A 16,627-nucleotide genomic window follows, 5' to 3' on the forward strand; every position below is an offset into this window, starting at 1 on the left:
GCCATGGCCCAATCTACAATTCATTACAAAAATTCTATATTACTTACCCCACGGTGCCAATGATTCTTATTTGTTTATTATCAGGAATTTCCTGATAAGATAAAACATGGAAATCATGGGATATATTACGTACAAATCGAGCTAGTACAGAGCGTATTCCAGGTTGAACGACCAATACGGAACTTTCTTGTTTTGCTTGCTGCTGCATAGCCAGCTGCGCCAAAGAATGTTGTATTTTATCAGCCATACCAGGCTCAAAACTTACTCCATTGGAATTACCACTTTGAATCGTATTCTGCAGTAATTGTTCCAACTCTGGTTTTAACGTAATAATGGGTAGCTCTTCATTCATACCGCTTATTTTCTGCGTAATTAATCGAGATAAAGCAATGCGTACTTGGCTAATTAAAAATTCACTATCCTTAGACTTTGGTGCCATTTCTGCCAAAGTTTCAACAATCGTGCGAATATCGGTTAATGGTATATGTTCCGCGAGTAAGCCCTGAAGAACCTTATTGACCATTCCCAAGGTTAATCCATCAGGTACTAGTTCTTTCACCAACTTAGGTGAAGAAATTGCAAGCTTATCTAATAATTGCTGTGTTTCTTCATAGCCAAGTAGCTGCTGGCTGTTCCGTTCGAGAATTTGACTTAAATGTGTGGCAACTACGGTCGATACATCAACCACCGTATACCCTAAGGTATGTGCCTGTTCTTTTTGTGCTTCACTAATCCATACGGCTTCCATACCAAACGCAGGATCCCGGCCTTTTATTCCATCCAATTCCCCAAATACTTGCCCAGAATTAATTGCCAAAGAGCGATCTGGATGAATAACCGCCTCTCCCATAATCACGCCCGCAAGGCTAATTCGATATTGGTTGGGTTTCAAGTCAAGGTTATCACGCACATGCACGGAGGGAATTAAGAAGCCTAATTCTTGAGATATCTTCTTACGTATCCCTTTAATGCGTGCTAACAAAACACCCCCTTGAGAATTATCAACAAGCGGTATCAATCGATAACCAACTTCAAGGCTAATCACATCCACGGGATTTACATCATCCCAGGACAATTCAGTTGATATACTTGGCCCTTGAGCTGCAGGCGTATCGCTTTCTTTGACCACCTTCTTTTTGTGTTTTTCTTTTTCTTGCTGTGCAAATAAATAAGCCATTCCTCCAAGCCCTACGGACAAGAGAATAAATGCAACATGAGGCATTCCAGGAATAATACCAATCACGCCTAAAATAGCTGAGGCAATAATTAAGGAGCGGGGATTAGCAACAACTTGAGAAACGACTGCTTGCCCCATGTTTTGTGCACTGGAAACACGCGTGACAATAATTGCAGCTGCAGTGGATAAAACTAATGAAGGTACTTGCGCAACTAAGCCATCACCAATAGTTAACAAAATATAATTGTGTAAAGCATCAGAGATACTCATATTATGTTGGAATACACCGATGATTAAACCACCAATAATATTAACTACGAGAATCAGAATCCCCGCAACCGCATCCCCGCGTACGAATTTACTCGCACCATCCATCGAGCCATAAAAATCAGCTTCCTGAGCCACTTCCAGGCGACGCTTAATTGCTTGCTCTTGATTGATTAGGCCAGCATTCAAATCGGCATCAATCGCCATTTGCTTTCCAGGTAAGGAGTCCAAGGTAAAACGAGCGCTCACCTCCGAAACACGTCCCGCCCCCTTGGTGACCACCACAAAGTTAATCACCAGCAAAATTATAAACACTACCAAACCAACAGTGTAATTACCGCCAATGACCACCTCACCAAATGATTGAATCACATGCCCTGCAGCATCTGTCCCATTATGTCCATTCAATAAAACAACACGGGTGGAAGCAACGTTTAGCGCTAAACGAAGCAAGGTAGCAAGCAAAATAACTGTAGGAAATACTGCGAAATCCAAAGGTCTTTCGCTATAAATTACTGCCAATAAAACCACTAGCGATAAAGCGATATTAAAGGTAAAAAACACATCCAGTAAAAACGGTGGTAAGGGTAATATCATCATGCCAAGCATGACTACTAGCATAAGTGGCGTGCCTAAACCTTGGCGCATCCAAAATTGAACATGTTGCCAGGCATTTTTAGTACTGCTCATTAAACATCCTCCTCACGCGCTAATTCAGGTGGAATAGGCACATTTTGTAATACTTCCGGCTTATGGTCATAACGTCTTTTATCACTTAGTTGAAACACGTAAGCTAATACTTGTGCTACTGCAACATAAAGTCCTCTGGGAATCTCCGCATTCAATTTAGTCGAAAAATAAAGTGCTCGTGCTAAAGGAGGCACAGAGATAATTGGGATGTCATGTTCTTTAGCAGCGCCATTAATTTGAAAAGCGACTAAATTTTTTCCTTTCGCAATTACAATAGGAGCTTTACTTCCCTTTTCCTTATACATCAGTGCTACGGCATAATGAGTTGGGTTAGTTAATACAACACTGGCTTTGGGTAATTCCGCCATCATTCGTCGTCTGGCAATTTCTTGTTGTGCGCGACGAATAGCATTTTTAACTTCTGGCTTTCCTTCTGTGTCTTTATACTCTTCGCGCAATTCCTGTTTCGTCATCTTTAAACTTTTATTGTGCTGATACAATTGAAAAGGGACATCCATCGCAGCAATTAAAAGCAAGCTTGCAGAAACCCAAAGAAAGGATTTGATTACAATCAGTGCACCAGTACTAATGGCTATTTCAACAGGCGTATGCGCTAAAGCGAGCAACATCGGAACTTGTAGATTAAGGACTACAACGGCAACTACAGCCACTAAAACGAACTTAAAAAAGGACTTAATCATTTCGACAAAGTTCTTGAGCGAAACCATACGCTTCATGCCTTGTAATACGTTTAAGCGGGAAAATTTTGGTTTTACAACTTGGCCGCTAAATATCCAGCCTCCCATTAAAAGGGGTGCGGCTAAAGAAACAAGGAAAATAACAATCAGCAGAGGAAATAGCGCCAAAACACCCATTTTAGCTGTAAAAAACAAACGCTCCAAACTGACTACGGGAGTAATAATTATTTCCGTATCAAACTCAAACGCCTCGCGCATCATCAATGCTAATTGCGTTGATAACTGTTTGCCAAAAACCAAAAAACCTAGTGCTGTAAATAATAAAGCAAAGGTAGTATTAAAGTCTTTCGAACGAGCAACCTGACCTTTTTGACGAGCTTCTTTAAGTCGTTTGGGCGAGGGCTGTTCGGTTTTTTCATCGTTCTCTTGTTCTGACATTAACGTAACATCCCTACTACAAAGCGCATTCCATCATCAATAATATCTGTCATCTGAGCTGCCACACTAGGCAAGCCAATTTTGATCACTACAATACCCATCACCAACGTAATAGGAAAGCCTAAAGAGAAAATATTTAACTGTGGCGCTGCACGCGCCATAACCCCAAATGATAAACTAACTATGAGTAAAGACAATAAAGCAGGAATAGAAATTAGTAATGCTTTTTTAAACATCCATCCGGAAAAAGTAATAACATTCCATAACATAGTGGAGCTTACCGATACCTTACCTATAGGCATTGTTCTAAAACTATCCATTAACGTTTCGACAATGAGTAAGTGTCCATTCAAGGCTAAAAAGATTAAGGTCATCATCATTAAATAAAGTTGACCAACTAAAGGGACACTTGCCTTACTGGCTGGATCAACCATTACTGCAAATCCCATCCCTGTTTGCATGGAAATAATTTGCCCACCTAAAATAAACACTTGGAAAGACAGCTGCAACACAAAGCCCATCAACATACCTAATAATACTTCCTGGGCAATATATAAAGGATAAGCAGCATTAAAATTAAGAAAACTAAGTTCTGGAGGCACTAAAGTTGAACAAATCCAACTTAAAACAAAAAGAAAAATAATCTTCACTCGAGTCGGGATGAGCACTGAGGAAAAAACAGGGACAGCAATTAATAATCCGCCAACACGTGCAAACGGCCAGACAACCTGGCTGACATAACGTATTAATGTTGGATAATCAATATTCATTGCCGCATTAACCTATTAAATAAGGAATATTACTAATCAAAGAGCTTGTATAATTGATCACCGTTTTTAATAGCCATGGTCCTGCAAATATCATCACTAAAAAAGTGGCAAATAATTTGGGAATGAAGCTGATACTTGATTCATTTATTTGCGTTGCAGCCTGAAACATAGAAACAACTAATCCAACCAGCATACCAGGTACAACTAACACAGTAATCAGCAACAGCATGAGGTAAACACCTTCACTGAATATCGCAACAACCGACTGCGGTGTCATTTGCTCTCCCTGTAAAAATACATAAAAAATCTTAAGCGTAGCCTAAACAGCAAAACTCGATGCCAAAGAACCAAGAATTAATGTCCAACCATCAACCATGACAAACAGCATAATCTTAAATGGTAATGATATAATTAAGGGCGATAACATCATCATCCCCATAGCAATCAATACGCTCGACACAACCAAATCGATAATTAAAAACGGTAAAAATAAAATAAATCCAATTTGAAAAGCTGTTTTCAATTCGCTGGTAATAAAAGCAGGAATAATCACACTCATCGGCAAATCATCTAACGACGCAGGCTCTTTATTGGCGAACTTTTCAAATAAAGCCAAATCATTTTTACGGGTTTGATTGAGCATAAACTGCCGCAATGGCGCTTGCGCGTTCGCCATAGCCTGAGGAAACTCCATGGTTTCGGCTAAATAAGGTTGAATAGCAGTATCATTAATTTTATTAAATGTAGGTGCCATAACAAAGTAAGTCATGAATAAGGCAATACCAATTAATACCTGATTTGTGGGAGCCTGAGCCAAGCCAATTGCCTGACGTAAAATGGACAAAACAATAATGATTCGTGTAAATGCGGTCATTGCCATCAATAATCCCGGTAAGACCGTTAGCACAGCCATAAAGATTAAGATTTGCAAATTGACGCTATATGATTCGCCGCCATGAGAGCCCGGTTGCACTGTCATTGCGGGTAAAGATAAAGAGTTTGCTGCTTGCGCCACAAAAGGTAAAACACTTAATAAAGCACCAAAAATTACATAACTTTTTATTTTCATCTTATGATTTCACTACTGCCGATTTAAGCAGCTCCGCAAATGAAGGTTTATTTGGTGCATCAAAACCTGGAGGTAACTCTTCGCCAAAATCATACAGAAGTGTGATGTGACCGGAACCAGAACCCAGTAATAAATATCGTGTACCAACTTTCAACAACATAATCTTTTCTTTAGGCCCTAGAATCATACTAGCAACAGATTGAAATCCTTTAGACGCCCCCAAGTGTGCTCCTTGCAATCGCTTTACTACCCAAGATAGAACCATGATAACTAACAGAACAGAAAACAAGCCCAGCACCAGGCGCACAAGCTCGTTTTGAGTAATTGCGTGCTGAATCATCTTAATCGTCTAATCCGCTCAGCCTTGCTCACAATGTCTGTTAATCGAACGCCGAATTTATCGTTAATTACAACAACCTCTCCATGAGCAACTAAAGTCCCATTAACTAATACATCAAGGGGATCTCCTGCTAAACGGTCAAGAGGGACAATGCCTCCCTGGTTTAATTGCAGTAAGTTGCGAATGGTCATTTTAGTACGACCAATTTCTACCGTTACCGAAACAGGTATGTCTGAAATCAGCGCCATTTTTTCTTCGTCATTTTCATGAGGCAGTGCACTTACTTGTTTTGGTTGCTCCATTGCTGAATCTGTCATCTGAATCCCCTAATAACTAATATGCTTGATTATCTTTACAGCGCGTTTATCACTTGCCGTGCCTTGAGTTGCTGTAAAACCCGGTGTCCCTTCAATATCCAGTGTAACGATTTCCTTCATTTCTACCGGTATAAAATCACCCGCTTGCCAAGCCATCACTCCACCCAAAGTCGTTTTTGCTTGCGCCATGGCCGAGCTAACGATCAATTCAACATCCATTAATTCTTCTTTTAAGGAATTGACCCAATTCGGATCGATTTCATCCTCTGGACGGGCAGCACCTAACTCTAATTGCTCTTTAATCGGTTCAATCATGGAATAAGGTAGAACAAAATAAAAATCCCCTGTTTCCTTACCAAAATCCAAAGTAAAGCGCACCACCAACAACATTTCTTCAGGTTCGGCGATGTTCACGAGTTGAGGGTTTGTTTCATCATTAAATTTAGTAATGTCTAATTGAGTAATGGGCTTCCAGGCTGACATCAAATCAGCAACCAACTTTTTGGATACGGCATCCATCACCCGCAACTCAGTTGCAGTAAAGTCAGTGCGATCTTTTTGAGCGAAGAATTGAGAACTACCACCAAAATAATAATCAACCAAGTCATATACAAAGGTACTATCAAACATGATAATTCCTTTGCCGCGCAAGGGCTTGAATTTATAGACATGCATCAAACTGGGATTGGGAAGGCTTTCCATGAAGTCACGATTTTTAACAATTTGTAACTGGTCTTGAGTAATATCAAAGTCTTTGGCAGTTAATTGGTAAATATCTGCGGCAAATGAACGTACTGCGCGATCATAAATTCTTTCGAGTACAGGTAACTTACCTTTTATGATCCGTTCTTGACTCGAAAAGTTGAGTGTTTTAACTTCACTCTCTTCAAAAGTAATAATAAACTCAGAAGCTCCATCCCCAGCCGCATCGACTTCATTCTGCTTAGCAGAACTACTTTTTTTTCGGGAAGGTTTCTTCTTGGCTGCTTCTTGAGAAGCTGTACTTTGTGCCTCTTCCTCAGAAGAATCATCAACTGACTTTAGAAGAGCATCTATTTCTTCTTGTGATAAAACATTTTTCTCAGCCATAAGCAATCCATACTAAAAATACTAAAATTTAATACTGTTTTTTGATGTTTCTATGCAAATTGCATATATTTTTAAAAATTAATTAAAAATCAAACAGCTGATCCATTTAGACTACGCAATTTGACATAAAAAAGAGGCCCTCGTCAATGAGTTAACAAAAATAAGGCTTTGCAATAAGAAATACTGTAATGAAAACGAACTATTTGTATTTACCACCAAAATATAGCCAACAATTTCTTTTCAATCATTATCTAAATCGTTATAGTTTTATATCGTCACTAATCAGGCAATGGTACATGCACAGTAAAAAAATCCTACTGTCCAATTTTAGCCATGCAATGTTTAGTCAATCTTTATGTTTACGCCCAGAAAATGAACATGAGTTGATTGAATACAGCGCCCAGCATCCAAAGCAATCGATGCTTCCTCGTGGAGCAGGATTAAGCTATAACGACAGTTGCTTCAATACGAATGGCTTTATTGTTGATACACAACGATTCAATCACTTAATCAGTTTTGATGTAGATACGGGCGTTGTTGTCTGCCAAGGAGGCCTGCCTATTAAGGATTTGTTTTTAGTACATCCAAATTTTATTCCACCAGTAATCCCTGGAACAATTCATGCAACCGTTGCTGGGGGTATAGCCCACGATGTTCATGGAAAAAATAATCCTCATGCAGGAAGTTTTGGCCATCATATTCTTTGGTTTGACTTGCTTTTAGGCACAAAAAAAATACGCTGCAGCTCAGAAGAAAATCCTGAATTATTCCATGCCACAATTGCAGGCCTTGGATTAACCGGAATCATTATGCGTGCAGCCATCCGACTACAAAAAAAAACGCGACTGCTGCAAATCAAACGCGAGCAATTTAGCGCTTTAAGTACCTTAACTGAAGCTATGGCGAGTTATGGCCGTGAACATGACTACCAAGTTGCATGGCTGGATCTGTTGCATACAACTCCACGCTCTGTGCTCTCATTAGCAAATCATTGTGTTTCAACTACGCTTCCCCTTCAAAGAAACAAAGCGCTCACAGTACCTAAGCTGCCCTTTGGCTGCATTAAAAAATGGAACATAAAATTATTTAACTCTCTGTTCTTTAAACAGCAAAAGGCAACTGAGACACTTGAACTCCTTCACTTTAATAATCCACTTGATAAATTAAATCATTGGAATCGACTCTACGGACCTAAAGGACTAATGCAATTCCAAGCGGTATTTGCTCGAGAGCACGCAACAGAAATCTTAGATCAGTTAGTACAATTAATAAAAGTATACAAAGCAACGCCAACTCTTGCTGTACTTAAACTATTCAACCAAGCAGGCCTTGGCTTGCTTTCATTTTGCCAACCAGGTTTTACTCTGGCTGTTGACTTTATCCATAATGACTATGCGCTGAAAGCTGTAAATGCCATGAATCAATTAATTGCAGAGCGTAATGGACGAGTATATTTAGCCAAGGATCAGTTACTCAATGAGGAACAGTATCAACAAATGTATGGGCAACAAAATGAATTTTCTTCCGTATTAAAACAGTATGGATGTAGTACTGAGTCGGATCTAGCTCGACGTTTAGGAATAATAAAATGACACAAAGAACATGGGTAATTTTAGGGGCAACATCAATTATTGCAGAGAAATTCGCCCATATCGCAGCCCAGGCAGGGCATCGCTTACGTTTAATTGGTCGTCAAGCAGAGCAATTAAACTTAATAGCACAAGACATTCAACTGCGTTATCAAATTCCTTGTGAGCATTTTATTCTGGATATGACCGCAGAACCGGCAGCCTTACTTACTGCTTTAAATAAAAGTGAACAAGAACTGGATTTATTTATTGCCCATAGTGATTTTACCGAGAATGACCAATTAACCCCACAATCAATACAGCAATTAATCCAAGTTAATATTCAAGCAACTGCCCTACTTATCAATACCTACCTAAATACAACACAGACGCAACATCATCTGCTGTATTTAAGCTCGGTAGCTGCCTGTCGTGGACGTGCTAAAAATAGCCTTTATGGTGCAACTAAAGCATGCATTGAAGTTTATCTGCAAGGCTTACAACAAGGGGCAAGCCACAATCAACAAATTACAATAGCACGCCTAGGCTTTATTGATACGCGTCAAACCTATGGCCGACCAGGAATCTTTTATGCAGGGTCTCCCAAGACTTGTGCCCAAGCCTGCTGGAATGCTTTGCACAAAAGAAAACGGCTCATTTATTATCCTTTTTTTTGGCGAGGAATTATGGTGCTCATATGTCACATGCCTTTTTTTATTTATAAGAAAATGGGGTCGGTTTAATTTTTCTTTAAATACTATACCTGCTGAGTCTAAAGTTAATCATCCATGCTCCCATATCTTTCCAATGCTCCAAAGTACGTTCCATGGGGTATTCAATAATCGGCATTTCCATTTTCCAGTTTCAAAACGCCTTTTTATTGTAGAGGCGAGTAAAATGGTTACAAAATATACATTGCAGCAAGCCATTTACCGAGGATAAGTAAAAAATTACTCTCTCCTTTAAACTCAATTCGTGCTTGCAGGAAGCGTGGTGAAACTTCTCTATAGAACGGTATTATGTGGAGCAAATTGCCCTTGCAACAAAATATAAAGCATGTATACTTTGCGCATTTAGTGATCAGTTAAGCGAGTGACATCGATGAAATTATACTTCCCAACTTTTTTTAGCGCATCATATGAAACAAGAATTAACCGAAAACTACGTCAACCAGAAATATTGGCTTGGGACAATAAAGACTATAAACGGTTATGGACATTAAAAAAGCATGCAGAAAAAGTGGCCGCAAGTATTCACGAATTAGAGTCGTTTGTACACGATGAAGAAACACTTAAGACTTTAAATAAGTATGCCACGATAGCATTTGAACGAGTAATTGCAGGTCACACACTTGATCCAAAGCAACACATTAATCCATTAAACAATACTTTGTATCGCTTGAAAAATGAAATTTCAGATTCTGAATGCTGGGATATTACTTTGAGTTGTTTGAACGTCATGTCGAATTCGTTCATTACCGGACTAAGTGGTGCTGGTACTCTTTTATTTGCCGCTGCCGCGCTTACCGGTCCTGCCAGTGCGGTACTTTTCTCTTTGGGAATGGCAGCTTTAGCTGGCGCAATCACCATTCTTGCTGCTTATAGTTTGTATGTTGATGTACGTTTTATAGCTGAGGAACAGCTTAGGGAAATTGAAAGCGGTATTAATTTTATAACCAAATACATCCCTGAAGATACACCTAATTCGGTTAACGTGTACGCATTTATTTAATCCTGAGGAAGCTCCTAGAAGGGTTTACTACCGCTTTGGGGAGCTCCTTTATTGTAACCCTTCAGCATTGATTACCGCTATTTATCGAGGTGTGTCAAACTACCCTTTCACACATAAAACCTGCTTCAAAGTATAAACAATCTCAACTAAATCAATTTGCGCAGCCATCACCGCCTCAATATCTTTATAAGCCCTAGGTGTCTCATCCAATGTGCTTGCATCCTTTTTACATTCAACGCGATCCAGTGCTCGTCTATGCTCATCCAAATTAACCAATTGCTTCGCCTTAGTACGTGACATAACACGTCCTGCACCATGACTGCAACTATGATAACTTTCAGGATTGCCTAATCCACGAACAATAAATGACTTAGCCCCCATTGAGCCCGGGATTATTCCCATTTGCCCTTTTTGCGCCGAAACCGCTCCTTTACGAGTAACCCAAACCTCCCTTCCAAAATGTTGTTCCCGTTGCACATAGTTATGATGGCAATTTACTGAATACTCATTACAAATGATGTCGCGTCCTAAATGGTTACTCACAGTATCGATAAGAAGTTTCATCATAATGCGGCGGTTTTCTGCTGCGAAATTCTGTGCCCACTCAACTGCATGACAATAATCATGAAAATAAGTACTTCCTTCAGAGAAATAGGCTAAGTCTTTATCCGGTAAATGAATGGCATGTCGCTGCATGTCTTGTTTGGCCAATTCAATAAAATGAGTTCCAATCGCATTGCCAATACCTCTTGAACCACTATGCAACATAAACCAAATGGCTTGATGTTCATCCAAACAAATTTCAATAAAATGATTCCCTCCACCTAAAGTACCTAAGTGATTAATATTATTTGTTTTGATAAAACGCGGGTATTTTTCACAGAGTTTATCAAAAGAAACAGCTAAAGAATGATTCCATTGCTGGGTCACATAATTTGGAATCACGGTCCACTGTCCTATCTTTTGTCTCGGACTGCTGCCAACAGGAATTGCCTCTTCAATTTTACGGCGTAATAGACCTAAACTATCAGGTAAGTCCTTGGCCATTAAATTGGTCCGAACCGCCATCATGCCACAACCTAAATCGACACCTACCGCCGCCGGGATAATTGCTTTTCTTGTGGCCATAACTGTACCAATAGTAGAGCCTTTGCCCACATGTACATCAGGCATCACTGCTAAGTGCTTATAAATAAAAGGTAACGTAGCTAAATTTGTAAGCTGTTTCTGTGCCTCTTCATCAAATAAAACTCCATCAGTCCATGCTTTGATTGGCACATTTGACGTAGTAATCATTTTCATTTCTTTTCCTGTTTCGTTCTAAGACCGGCGAAATCAGAGACTGACTTATATAGTTTACATATAATACTATCTTAAAACATATATTGATGCTTCATGTGTGTGGAAACAATCCATGTTACTCTTATTGGTTTTGTTCTAGCGGTCAAATTAGGGTCTGTTGACAATTCACCGACCGCCTACGTGCGGCGGCTTGTCTGCCGCATCCAGTAGATCTCCATCATTGGCAAATTTCTTCATATAGATCACGCCATTCGGGATTAAGTTTCTCGATTAGGTTTAATTTCCATTGTCTTGGCCAATTTTTAAAACGTTTTTCACGACGAGCTGCTTCAATATACACTTCATGCATTTCATAATAGACGAGTATGTGGACGTTATATTTGGCTGTGAAGCCAAGAGTAAATTTATTTTTATGCTCCCAAGTGCGCTTAATTAGGTCAGAGGTAACTTATAATATCCCCTCGACTACCATACGAAGATTAGGCTTATTATAAATTCCATGCTGTAGCATGCTCTTCCTTAGCTTGAACCATAACTCTTCATTAGAAATGAACTTATTTTAATTTAACCATCTACTGGATGGCGCGGGCAAGCCGCGGCACGTAGGCGGTCGGTGAATTGTCAACAGACCCTAATAATGCTTAGCAGATTTATTTCTTTAACCTAGGTGCAACATGTTAATGAGACGTGTTAAACCCTTGCCGGGTGAATATTTTTTACAAATAGTGTATATTACGCGAACTTTTATTGTTTATTATTCGGCTTATGTTTCTCAGTTTGTTCCAATCTGTCTTTAAATCTTCAGCTGTTAGCACTGCTCTTGCAAAAATAAATAATGATTTTTTTGCTAATCCCACTATTTATTCCTTCAATGCGGGCAACAGTCTGTATTTTGATGAGGCCTCGTTGCAAAAAACAAGCTCTCTTGATGATGAGCGACGTCTCTACATCTGGGTTTCGCAAATCACTCGGTATTTTAAAGTAGGTACTGACATAAAAGGTACTAATTCTAAAGAAAATACTAGTACTTTGATTAGTAAATTTCTAAAAGAGATTAACACGCTTAAAGACAGCACTAAGAAATTTTTATGCACTGACGAACACGCCTTAAATTGTTTAACACTCACTCTTTTATTCAGTAATAATAAAAATGACTGGAACACCACCCTAGAACTAATACGTAAATATCCCCCCCTTTCCCCAACCATATTAGTGCAATTAGAGTGGTTTTACGATTTTATATTTAACGCAGCCTCGCCGTTATCATGCGAACAATTATTTGCCACACAGTCTGAGCAATTACCCTTAAGTTCTCAGCCTGTATTCCCAATTATCAAATTCATGATTTTGGCCCAACATTACCTGCAAAATCCCAACAGCACATTTAGCGAACTAATTTATCTTAAACTTCCATTTACAGAGCCAAGCACTAAGTTGGAGATTTTAGCCGCACTAATTCAACAAGGTATTATTGCCACTCAATTTACTAAGCATCCTTTTATTCATGATTTGCAAAATGAGCTAAAACAAATTTTTCGAGTTGAATTTCAGAACCTAGAAAAAGAACCAGCCATCAAAAAATCGCTTAAAAAACCAGAAGACAAATTATTTTTAGAGTATTTTATTATTGACTCATTAAATAATATCAAGGAACTAGAACAAGCAGAGCAACTCGTTGGCTTATCTCAACTCATCCGCTCATTCTCTATGAAAACACTTGAATTTTACAAGAAAACTAAGGAGAGCAGTTGTTTACTGGTGCAAAAGCTTTTTGCTTTAGGAAAATACACAGAAGCTTACATGCTGCATGATGACGTCATCCAGTTTGTGGTGCATTCAGATAAAGAAATGATCGACGCCAGAATTGCTTTATATTGTGTATGCTGCCGACTCGAACAATGGTTATCAGGTAGCCCCCCTACACTTATATTTAACTCAATGGAAAAGCCTTATATCGAGAAATTTAAACAATCAAAACTTGATTTTAAAATGGGAGCACTTGCTACTGAGCAATTATTTAAACTGGCAAAAAAAATAGTTCAACAATTTGCGCAAGCACAAGATAAAACAAGCCAAGATCAGTGTAAGAGCTATTACAACATCCTTATTAAAAAATACTTATCGTCAGCGCAGCAAAAAACAGTTACTAAACTTTTTGAGTCATCTTTAGTAAATAAAGTTAAAGAACTATCTGAAGTGACAACCACATCAAAACAAAAAAAGAATAGAACACCTTCAATTCAACAGGTTCAGAAACCATCGGAAAAACAACAGGAAATACCAACTACACTCGGCCCCACACCAACCCCAATCACTCCCCCCACCTTGCTCGAAGAGCCGGTGGTGCTTCACGAGATGAGTGCTCAAGAAAAAGCCCCCGACCTGAACTGTGTCCCATCTGTGGTTCAAACCCCAAAGCCTATTTCTAAAACGAGTACAGCTGACGACGCTCATCCAAAAATGACCCAAACTGAAGTTACGTGCCCAAAACCAAAGAAAAATAATCAAGAAAAAACAGTACCTTCTGCCAAAAAAACATCAGCGTCAACAAAGCAAGCCCCGCTTATTGCAAAGCCTATAGCAGTGCAAACTCATCCAATAAAGGTGGTAACAAAAACTTCATCCAAGAAAAAAAATAATAAAGCTACTGAACCTACTTCCGTAGGGGTTGTATCTCAATCACCCTTAGTACTTAGCAAAACAAATGACGCGGGTACGCCGGTAAAAACTGTAGAGCAAACTACACAGCTTCCTCCCCATTCATTTTTTACCGCAGTAAAACCTGCTTTATATCTAATACGCTCACAAATACCTCAAGAGTTACTGCAACTCATTGATGAATTACGAAAAGAGTTTCCTAAGGCAGTATTTTATTTAACTGGAGCGGCTCCAGGAAATATATTGGAAAATAAAGAGCCAAATGACTATGATCTACTGGTTTTAAATACCTCATTGTTTGAACTCCAAAATGCCCTTGCAAAGAAAAAGATTTCTTCAGAACAGCGCAGTGTGAAATACCCCATTTTATATTGTCCCTTAACCCCTAATATCACTATTGATTTTTCTATGAAATTTTTAGCATCAAAGCAAACAGCTCAAGAATTATTAAGGGAAGATTTTCTGGCGCGAGACTTTAATCTCAATGCCCTCTATATGGAGTTTACGGATAAAACTCAATTCCCTATCTTTAGCTTTTCTAATGCCTTAGCCAAAAGAGCAGAAAAAAAGATAGTACCCGTGTCCGACTCACCGGTTGAAACACTTAAGCAGGATCCCACTCGTTTGTTTCGTTTAGCAAAATTAATGATTAGTTATCCTAACTATACCTTAGACACAACCCTGCAACAGGCATTAATAGAGTTACAAGCTCAATGGCCTGATATTTTAAGTACCTATTTACAACAGGATAAAGCAAATCTATTCAGAATGAATCATGCTTTAAGAAAGTTATTCTCAAAATGCAGCATGGAAGCTATCAACGAGACATTTGCTAAGCTGCATGTATTACCCTTATTCACTGGAAACTCAAAAACATTAAGTGATACGGCTTGTTCACGAATTCCTAAAAGCCTTCCTAAAGAATACCATTGCTTTAGTTGGGTTTTAGCTAACTCCTTGCAATATTTAGAGGAGAAAAAGCAAATTTATTGTCCACTTCTAATCACGTTAGCACTCAGCCCAAATGAATCGTTGTGTATGCAATTTGCTGCTCAAAAAATAAATACGAATGTAGTCAATATGCAGATAATCGAAATGATTACTGAGCCCACATTAATCGAACTTCTTCAGGAGTTCCATTTGATAGAGTCATCGCCTAAGCCCTCGTTGTAATCAATTGAGTAGCCCGTGTTAGCTAATACGGGCTACGACGCCTCAGAAACTGAGTCATTTTAAGATATGGATCATCGGCAGAATGGTTTTTATTAAGCCAAAAAACTGCAAAATATAAATTATTAAAACAATTAATACTAAAATGTTTAAAAGGCTTTTAATTGCACCAGGCATTGGGATAAATGCATTGATTAGCCATAAGACCACTCCAAAGACAATAATTATCGCAATCAGGTTCAGTAGCTCGCTCATAAATTTCCCTTTTTAATTGCTAGTAATGAGATTATAGCATAGAGAGAATTTTTTTTGTTCAAAAAGCAATCAGATAATGAAGAACTTATTTTGCTTTTTCAAAGAACGTCCCCTGATTATAAGCAGCTAATAGCCTTTTAAAGCATCGTCAATTTAACTTTTGTTAACCCAAGAAAGAGCCGCAGGTGAAGTAAAGAAAAAAGAGAGCCCAAACTCTGGGCTCTTGCAGTATGAACCGCTGGGAGATGCCTAAAACCAAGGTTGTGTACCACCCAGGGATTTAGATACAAAGGGTTTGGAATGAGGATTGAGTCCGGGAGAAATAAAATGGTTGGGGTTGAAGGTATTGGATTGAACCTGGCGGGGTTGAATAGACAGCTCAAATACCCCCTGATTAGTTCTATTTTCTTGACCAGAAACCCCTTGGTCTGAGAGTTCATCGACCACGCGCAATACGGCCTGTTTGACCGGATGAATCTCTTCCCCTGAACAACTACTATGCAGCCCTTTCCCATAGATTAAAGTAAGCGCTGAAATAGAGTCCTTTGCCTTCATCTCCTGCTGCACACGACTTTTGAGTCCGAAATAGACCATACCAAATGACATTCCATGCAAGTCTAATCTTACCTCATTCTTCATATCATCCAGCTTAAATTGCTCTATGGCCTCATTAATCAAGGCTTCTGCCAGTTCGGCATCCGGCTGCTTACTCTTGGCAATCGCATCTAAGGTGCTGTTGTAGGTAATGGCATTGGCCAAGCCTTTGGTTACAGCCATCTTATGTACAAGTAAAGAGTACTGAGGTTGATGCAATTGAGACAGGCGTTTAATGAGTTGATTTAGAATTATCGTATTAGGGAAAATATGCTTATCCAGCATCTCAGTCAATAACGAAGTGACCTCATCCAGGCCTTTGTCTTTTAACTGTTTGCTGTAGAAAATGTAAGTGCGTTTATCAGCATCTGCTTTTATATTGCACCCTTCTATTCGCATTATTAATAAATTAAAAGGAGCGCCTTGGTTTCCAGTATTTTTGTTTTGCTGTCTAGTTAATCTCATCGATGTAATCCAAAAATCAAACTGGCAAA

At 39.0% G+C, this 16,627-nt stretch carries 15 protein-coding genes and 2 pseudogenes; 4 read left to right on the top strand and 13 right to left on the bottom strand.

Going from position 1 to position 16,627, the window contains the following annotated elements:
* Positions 1-43: 43 nt before the first annotated feature.
* Genes flhA through fliM form a run of 8 tightly spaced genes read right to left on the bottom strand, consistent with a single transcriptional unit; the run spans position 44 to position 6,855 of the window.
* Complete coding sequence (flhA, locus tag E1P08_RS12145; RefSeq protein WP_133137280.1) at positions 44-2,134, bottom strand: flagellar biosynthesis protein FlhA; 2,091 nt, start codon at positions 2,132-2,134, stop codon at positions 44-46.
* Positions 2,134-3,270: a flagellar biosynthesis protein FlhB gene (flhB, locus tag E1P08_RS12150; RefSeq protein ID WP_133137281.1), complete on the bottom strand. Its 1,137-nt coding sequence runs from the start codon at positions 3,268-3,270 to the stop codon at positions 2,134-2,136. Before flhB ends, flhA begins: the two co-directional genes overlap by 1 nt.
* A complete protein-coding gene (gene fliR / locus E1P08_RS12155) occupies positions 3,270-4,040 on the bottom strand; it encodes a flagellar biosynthetic protein FliR (RefSeq protein ID WP_133137282.1) in 771 nt (256 codons plus the stop codon). Before fliR ends, flhB begins: the two co-directional genes overlap by 1 nt.
* Before the next feature lie 7 nt (positions 4,041-4,047).
* Positions 4,048-4,317: a flagellar biosynthesis protein FliQ gene (fliQ, locus tag E1P08_RS12160; RefSeq protein WP_133137283.1), complete on the bottom strand. Its 270-nt coding sequence runs from the start codon at positions 4,315-4,317 to the stop codon at positions 4,048-4,050.
* A gap of 42 nt (positions 4,318-4,359) precedes the next feature.
* Positions 4,360-5,109 (bottom strand): flagellar type III secretion system pore protein FliP, encoded by a 750-nt coding sequence (gene fliP / locus E1P08_RS12165; RefSeq protein ID WP_133137284.1) that lies wholly within the window; start codon positions 5,107-5,109, stop codon positions 4,360-4,362.
* Between the two features lies 1 nt (position 5,110).
* Positions 5,111-5,449, bottom strand: a complete 339-nt coding sequence (gene fliO, locus E1P08_RS12170; RefSeq protein ID WP_207387368.1) for a flagellar biosynthetic protein FliO — start codon at positions 5,447-5,449, stop codon at positions 5,111-5,113.
* Positions 5,446-5,751 (bottom strand): flagellar motor switch protein FliN, encoded by a 306-nt coding sequence (gene fliN, locus E1P08_RS12175; protein ID WP_242602459.1) that lies wholly within the window; start codon positions 5,749-5,751, stop codon positions 5,446-5,448. The genes fliO and fliN overlap by 4 nt, the downstream gene beginning before the upstream one ends.
* Before the next feature lie 24 nt (positions 5,752-5,775).
* On the bottom strand, positions 5,776-6,855 hold the full coding sequence (fliM, locus tag E1P08_RS12180) for a flagellar motor switch protein FliM (protein WP_133137286.1): 1,080 nt from the start codon (positions 6,853-6,855) through the stop codon (positions 5,776-5,778).
* 296 nt (positions 6,856-7,151) lie between these two features.
* On the opposite strand from fliM, the gene E1P08_RS12185 reads away from it, so the two are divergent.
* The 3 genes from E1P08_RS12185 (at position 7,152) to E1P08_RS12195 (ending at position 10,154) form a co-directional block, all read left to right on the top strand.
* Positions 7,152-8,447, top strand: coding sequence for an FAD-binding oxidoreductase (locus E1P08_RS12185; protein WP_133137287.1), 1,296 nt, complete (start codon positions 7,152-7,154; stop codon positions 8,445-8,447).
* On the top strand, positions 8,444-9,166 hold the full coding sequence (locus E1P08_RS12190) for an SDR family NAD(P)-dependent oxidoreductase (protein WP_133137288.1): 723 nt from the start codon (positions 8,444-8,446) through the stop codon (positions 9,164-9,166). Before E1P08_RS12185 ends, E1P08_RS12190 begins: the two co-directional genes overlap by 4 nt.
* A gap of 358 nt (positions 9,167-9,524) precedes the next feature.
* Positions 9,525-10,154 (top strand): hypothetical protein, encoded by a 630-nt coding sequence (locus E1P08_RS12195; RefSeq protein ID WP_133137289.1) that lies wholly within the window; start codon positions 9,525-9,527, stop codon positions 10,152-10,154.
* 99 nt (positions 10,155-10,253) lie between these two features.
* On the opposite strand, the gene E1P08_RS12200 is transcribed toward E1P08_RS12195, so the two are convergent.
* The 3 genes and pseudogenes from E1P08_RS12200 to E1P08_RS17490 all read right to left on the bottom strand — a co-directional run.
* Positions 10,254-11,456 (bottom strand): RtcB family protein, encoded by a 1,203-nt coding sequence (locus tag E1P08_RS12200; RefSeq protein ID WP_133137290.1) that lies wholly within the window; start codon positions 11,454-11,456, stop codon positions 10,254-10,256.
* Positions 11,457-11,673: 217 nt separating this feature from the next.
* Positions 11,674-11,901 (bottom strand): annotated as a pseudogene (locus tag E1P08_RS17485) (GIY-YIG nuclease family protein); the annotation flags it as partial.
* 6 nt (positions 11,902-11,907) lie between these two features.
* A pseudogene (locus E1P08_RS17490) lies at positions 11,908-12,006 on the bottom strand (IS5/IS1182 family transposase); the annotation flags it as partial.
* A 215-nt stretch (positions 12,007-12,221) separates the two neighbouring features.
* On the opposite strand from E1P08_RS17490, the gene E1P08_RS12210 reads away from it, so the two are divergent.
* On the top strand, positions 12,222-15,287 hold the full coding sequence (locus tag E1P08_RS12210; RefSeq protein ID WP_133137291.1) for a nucleotidyltransferase family protein: 3,066 nt from the start codon (positions 12,222-12,224) through the stop codon (positions 15,285-15,287).
* 54 nt (positions 15,288-15,341) lie between these two features.
* Here the strand turns inward: E1P08_RS12210 and E1P08_RS12215 are convergent, their stop codons facing one another.
* Together E1P08_RS12215 and E1P08_RS12220 are read right to left on the bottom strand one after the other, a co-directional pair.
* Positions 15,342-15,539: a Thivi_2564 family membrane protein gene (locus E1P08_RS12215; protein WP_133137292.1), complete on the bottom strand. Its 198-nt coding sequence runs from the start codon at positions 15,537-15,539 to the stop codon at positions 15,342-15,344.
* A 249-nt stretch (positions 15,540-15,788) separates the two neighbouring features.
* Complete coding sequence (locus E1P08_RS12220; RefSeq protein ID WP_242602452.1) at positions 15,789-16,598, bottom strand: hypothetical protein; 810 nt, start codon at positions 16,596-16,598, stop codon at positions 15,789-15,791.
* Positions 16,599-16,627: the final 29 nt, after the last annotated feature.

The sequence above is a fragment of the Legionella rowbothamii genome (genome assembly GCF_900639985.1).
Classification (GTDB): Bacteria; Pseudomonadota; Gammaproteobacteria; order Legionellales; family Legionellaceae; genus Legionella; species Legionella rowbothamii.

Bases quoted from the DNA above. Each gene is read 5' to 3' on its own strand.
- flhA (WP_133137280.1), bottom strand. From the start codon at position 2,134: ATGAGCAGTACTAAAAATGCCTGGCAACATGTTCAATTTTGGATGCGC.
- flhB (WP_133137281.1), bottom strand. From the start codon at position 3,270: ATGTCAGAACAAGAGAACGATGAAAAAACCGAACAGCCCTCGCCCAAA.
- fliR (WP_133137282.1), bottom strand. From the start codon at position 4,040: ATGAATATTGATTATCCAACATTAATACGTTATGTCAGCCAGGTTGTC.
- fliQ (WP_133137283.1), bottom strand. From the start codon at position 4,317: ATGACACCGCAGTCGGTTGTTGCGATATTCAGTGAAGGTGTTTACCTC.
- fliP (WP_133137284.1), bottom strand. From the start codon at position 5,109: ATGAAAATAAAAAGTTATGTAATTTTTGGTGCTTTATTAAGTGTTTTA.
- fliO (WP_207387368.1), bottom strand. From the start codon at position 5,449: ATGATTCAGCACGCAATTACTCAAAACGAGCTTGTGCGCCTGGTGCTG.
- fliN (WP_242602459.1), bottom strand. From the start codon at position 5,751: ATGGAGCAACCAAAACAAGTAAGTGCACTGCCTCATGAAAATGACGAA.
- fliM (WP_133137286.1), bottom strand. From the start codon at position 6,855: ATGGCTGAGAAAAATGTTTTATCACAAGAAGAAATAGATGCTCTTCTA.
- E1P08_RS12185 (WP_133137287.1), top strand. From the start codon at position 7,152: ATGCACAGTAAAAAAATCCTACTGTCCAATTTTAGCCATGCAATGTTT.
- E1P08_RS12190 (WP_133137288.1), top strand. From the start codon at position 8,444: ATGACACAAAGAACATGGGTAATTTTAGGGGCAACATCAATTATTGCA.
- E1P08_RS12195 (WP_133137289.1), top strand. From the start codon at position 9,525: ATGAAATTATACTTCCCAACTTTTTTTAGCGCATCATATGAAACAAGA.
- E1P08_RS12200 (WP_133137290.1), bottom strand. From the start codon at position 11,456: ATGAAAATGATTACTACGTCAAATGTGCCAATCAAAGCATGGACTGAT.
- E1P08_RS12210 (WP_133137291.1), top strand. From the start codon at position 12,222: ATGTTTCTCAGTTTGTTCCAATCTGTCTTTAAATCTTCAGCTGTTAGC.
- E1P08_RS12215 (WP_133137292.1), bottom strand. From the start codon at position 15,539: ATGAGCGAGCTACTGAACCTGATTGCGATAATTATTGTCTTTGGAGTG.
- E1P08_RS12220 (WP_242602452.1), bottom strand. From the start codon at position 16,598: ATGAGATTAACTAGACAGCAAAACAAAAATACTGGAAACCAAGGCGCT.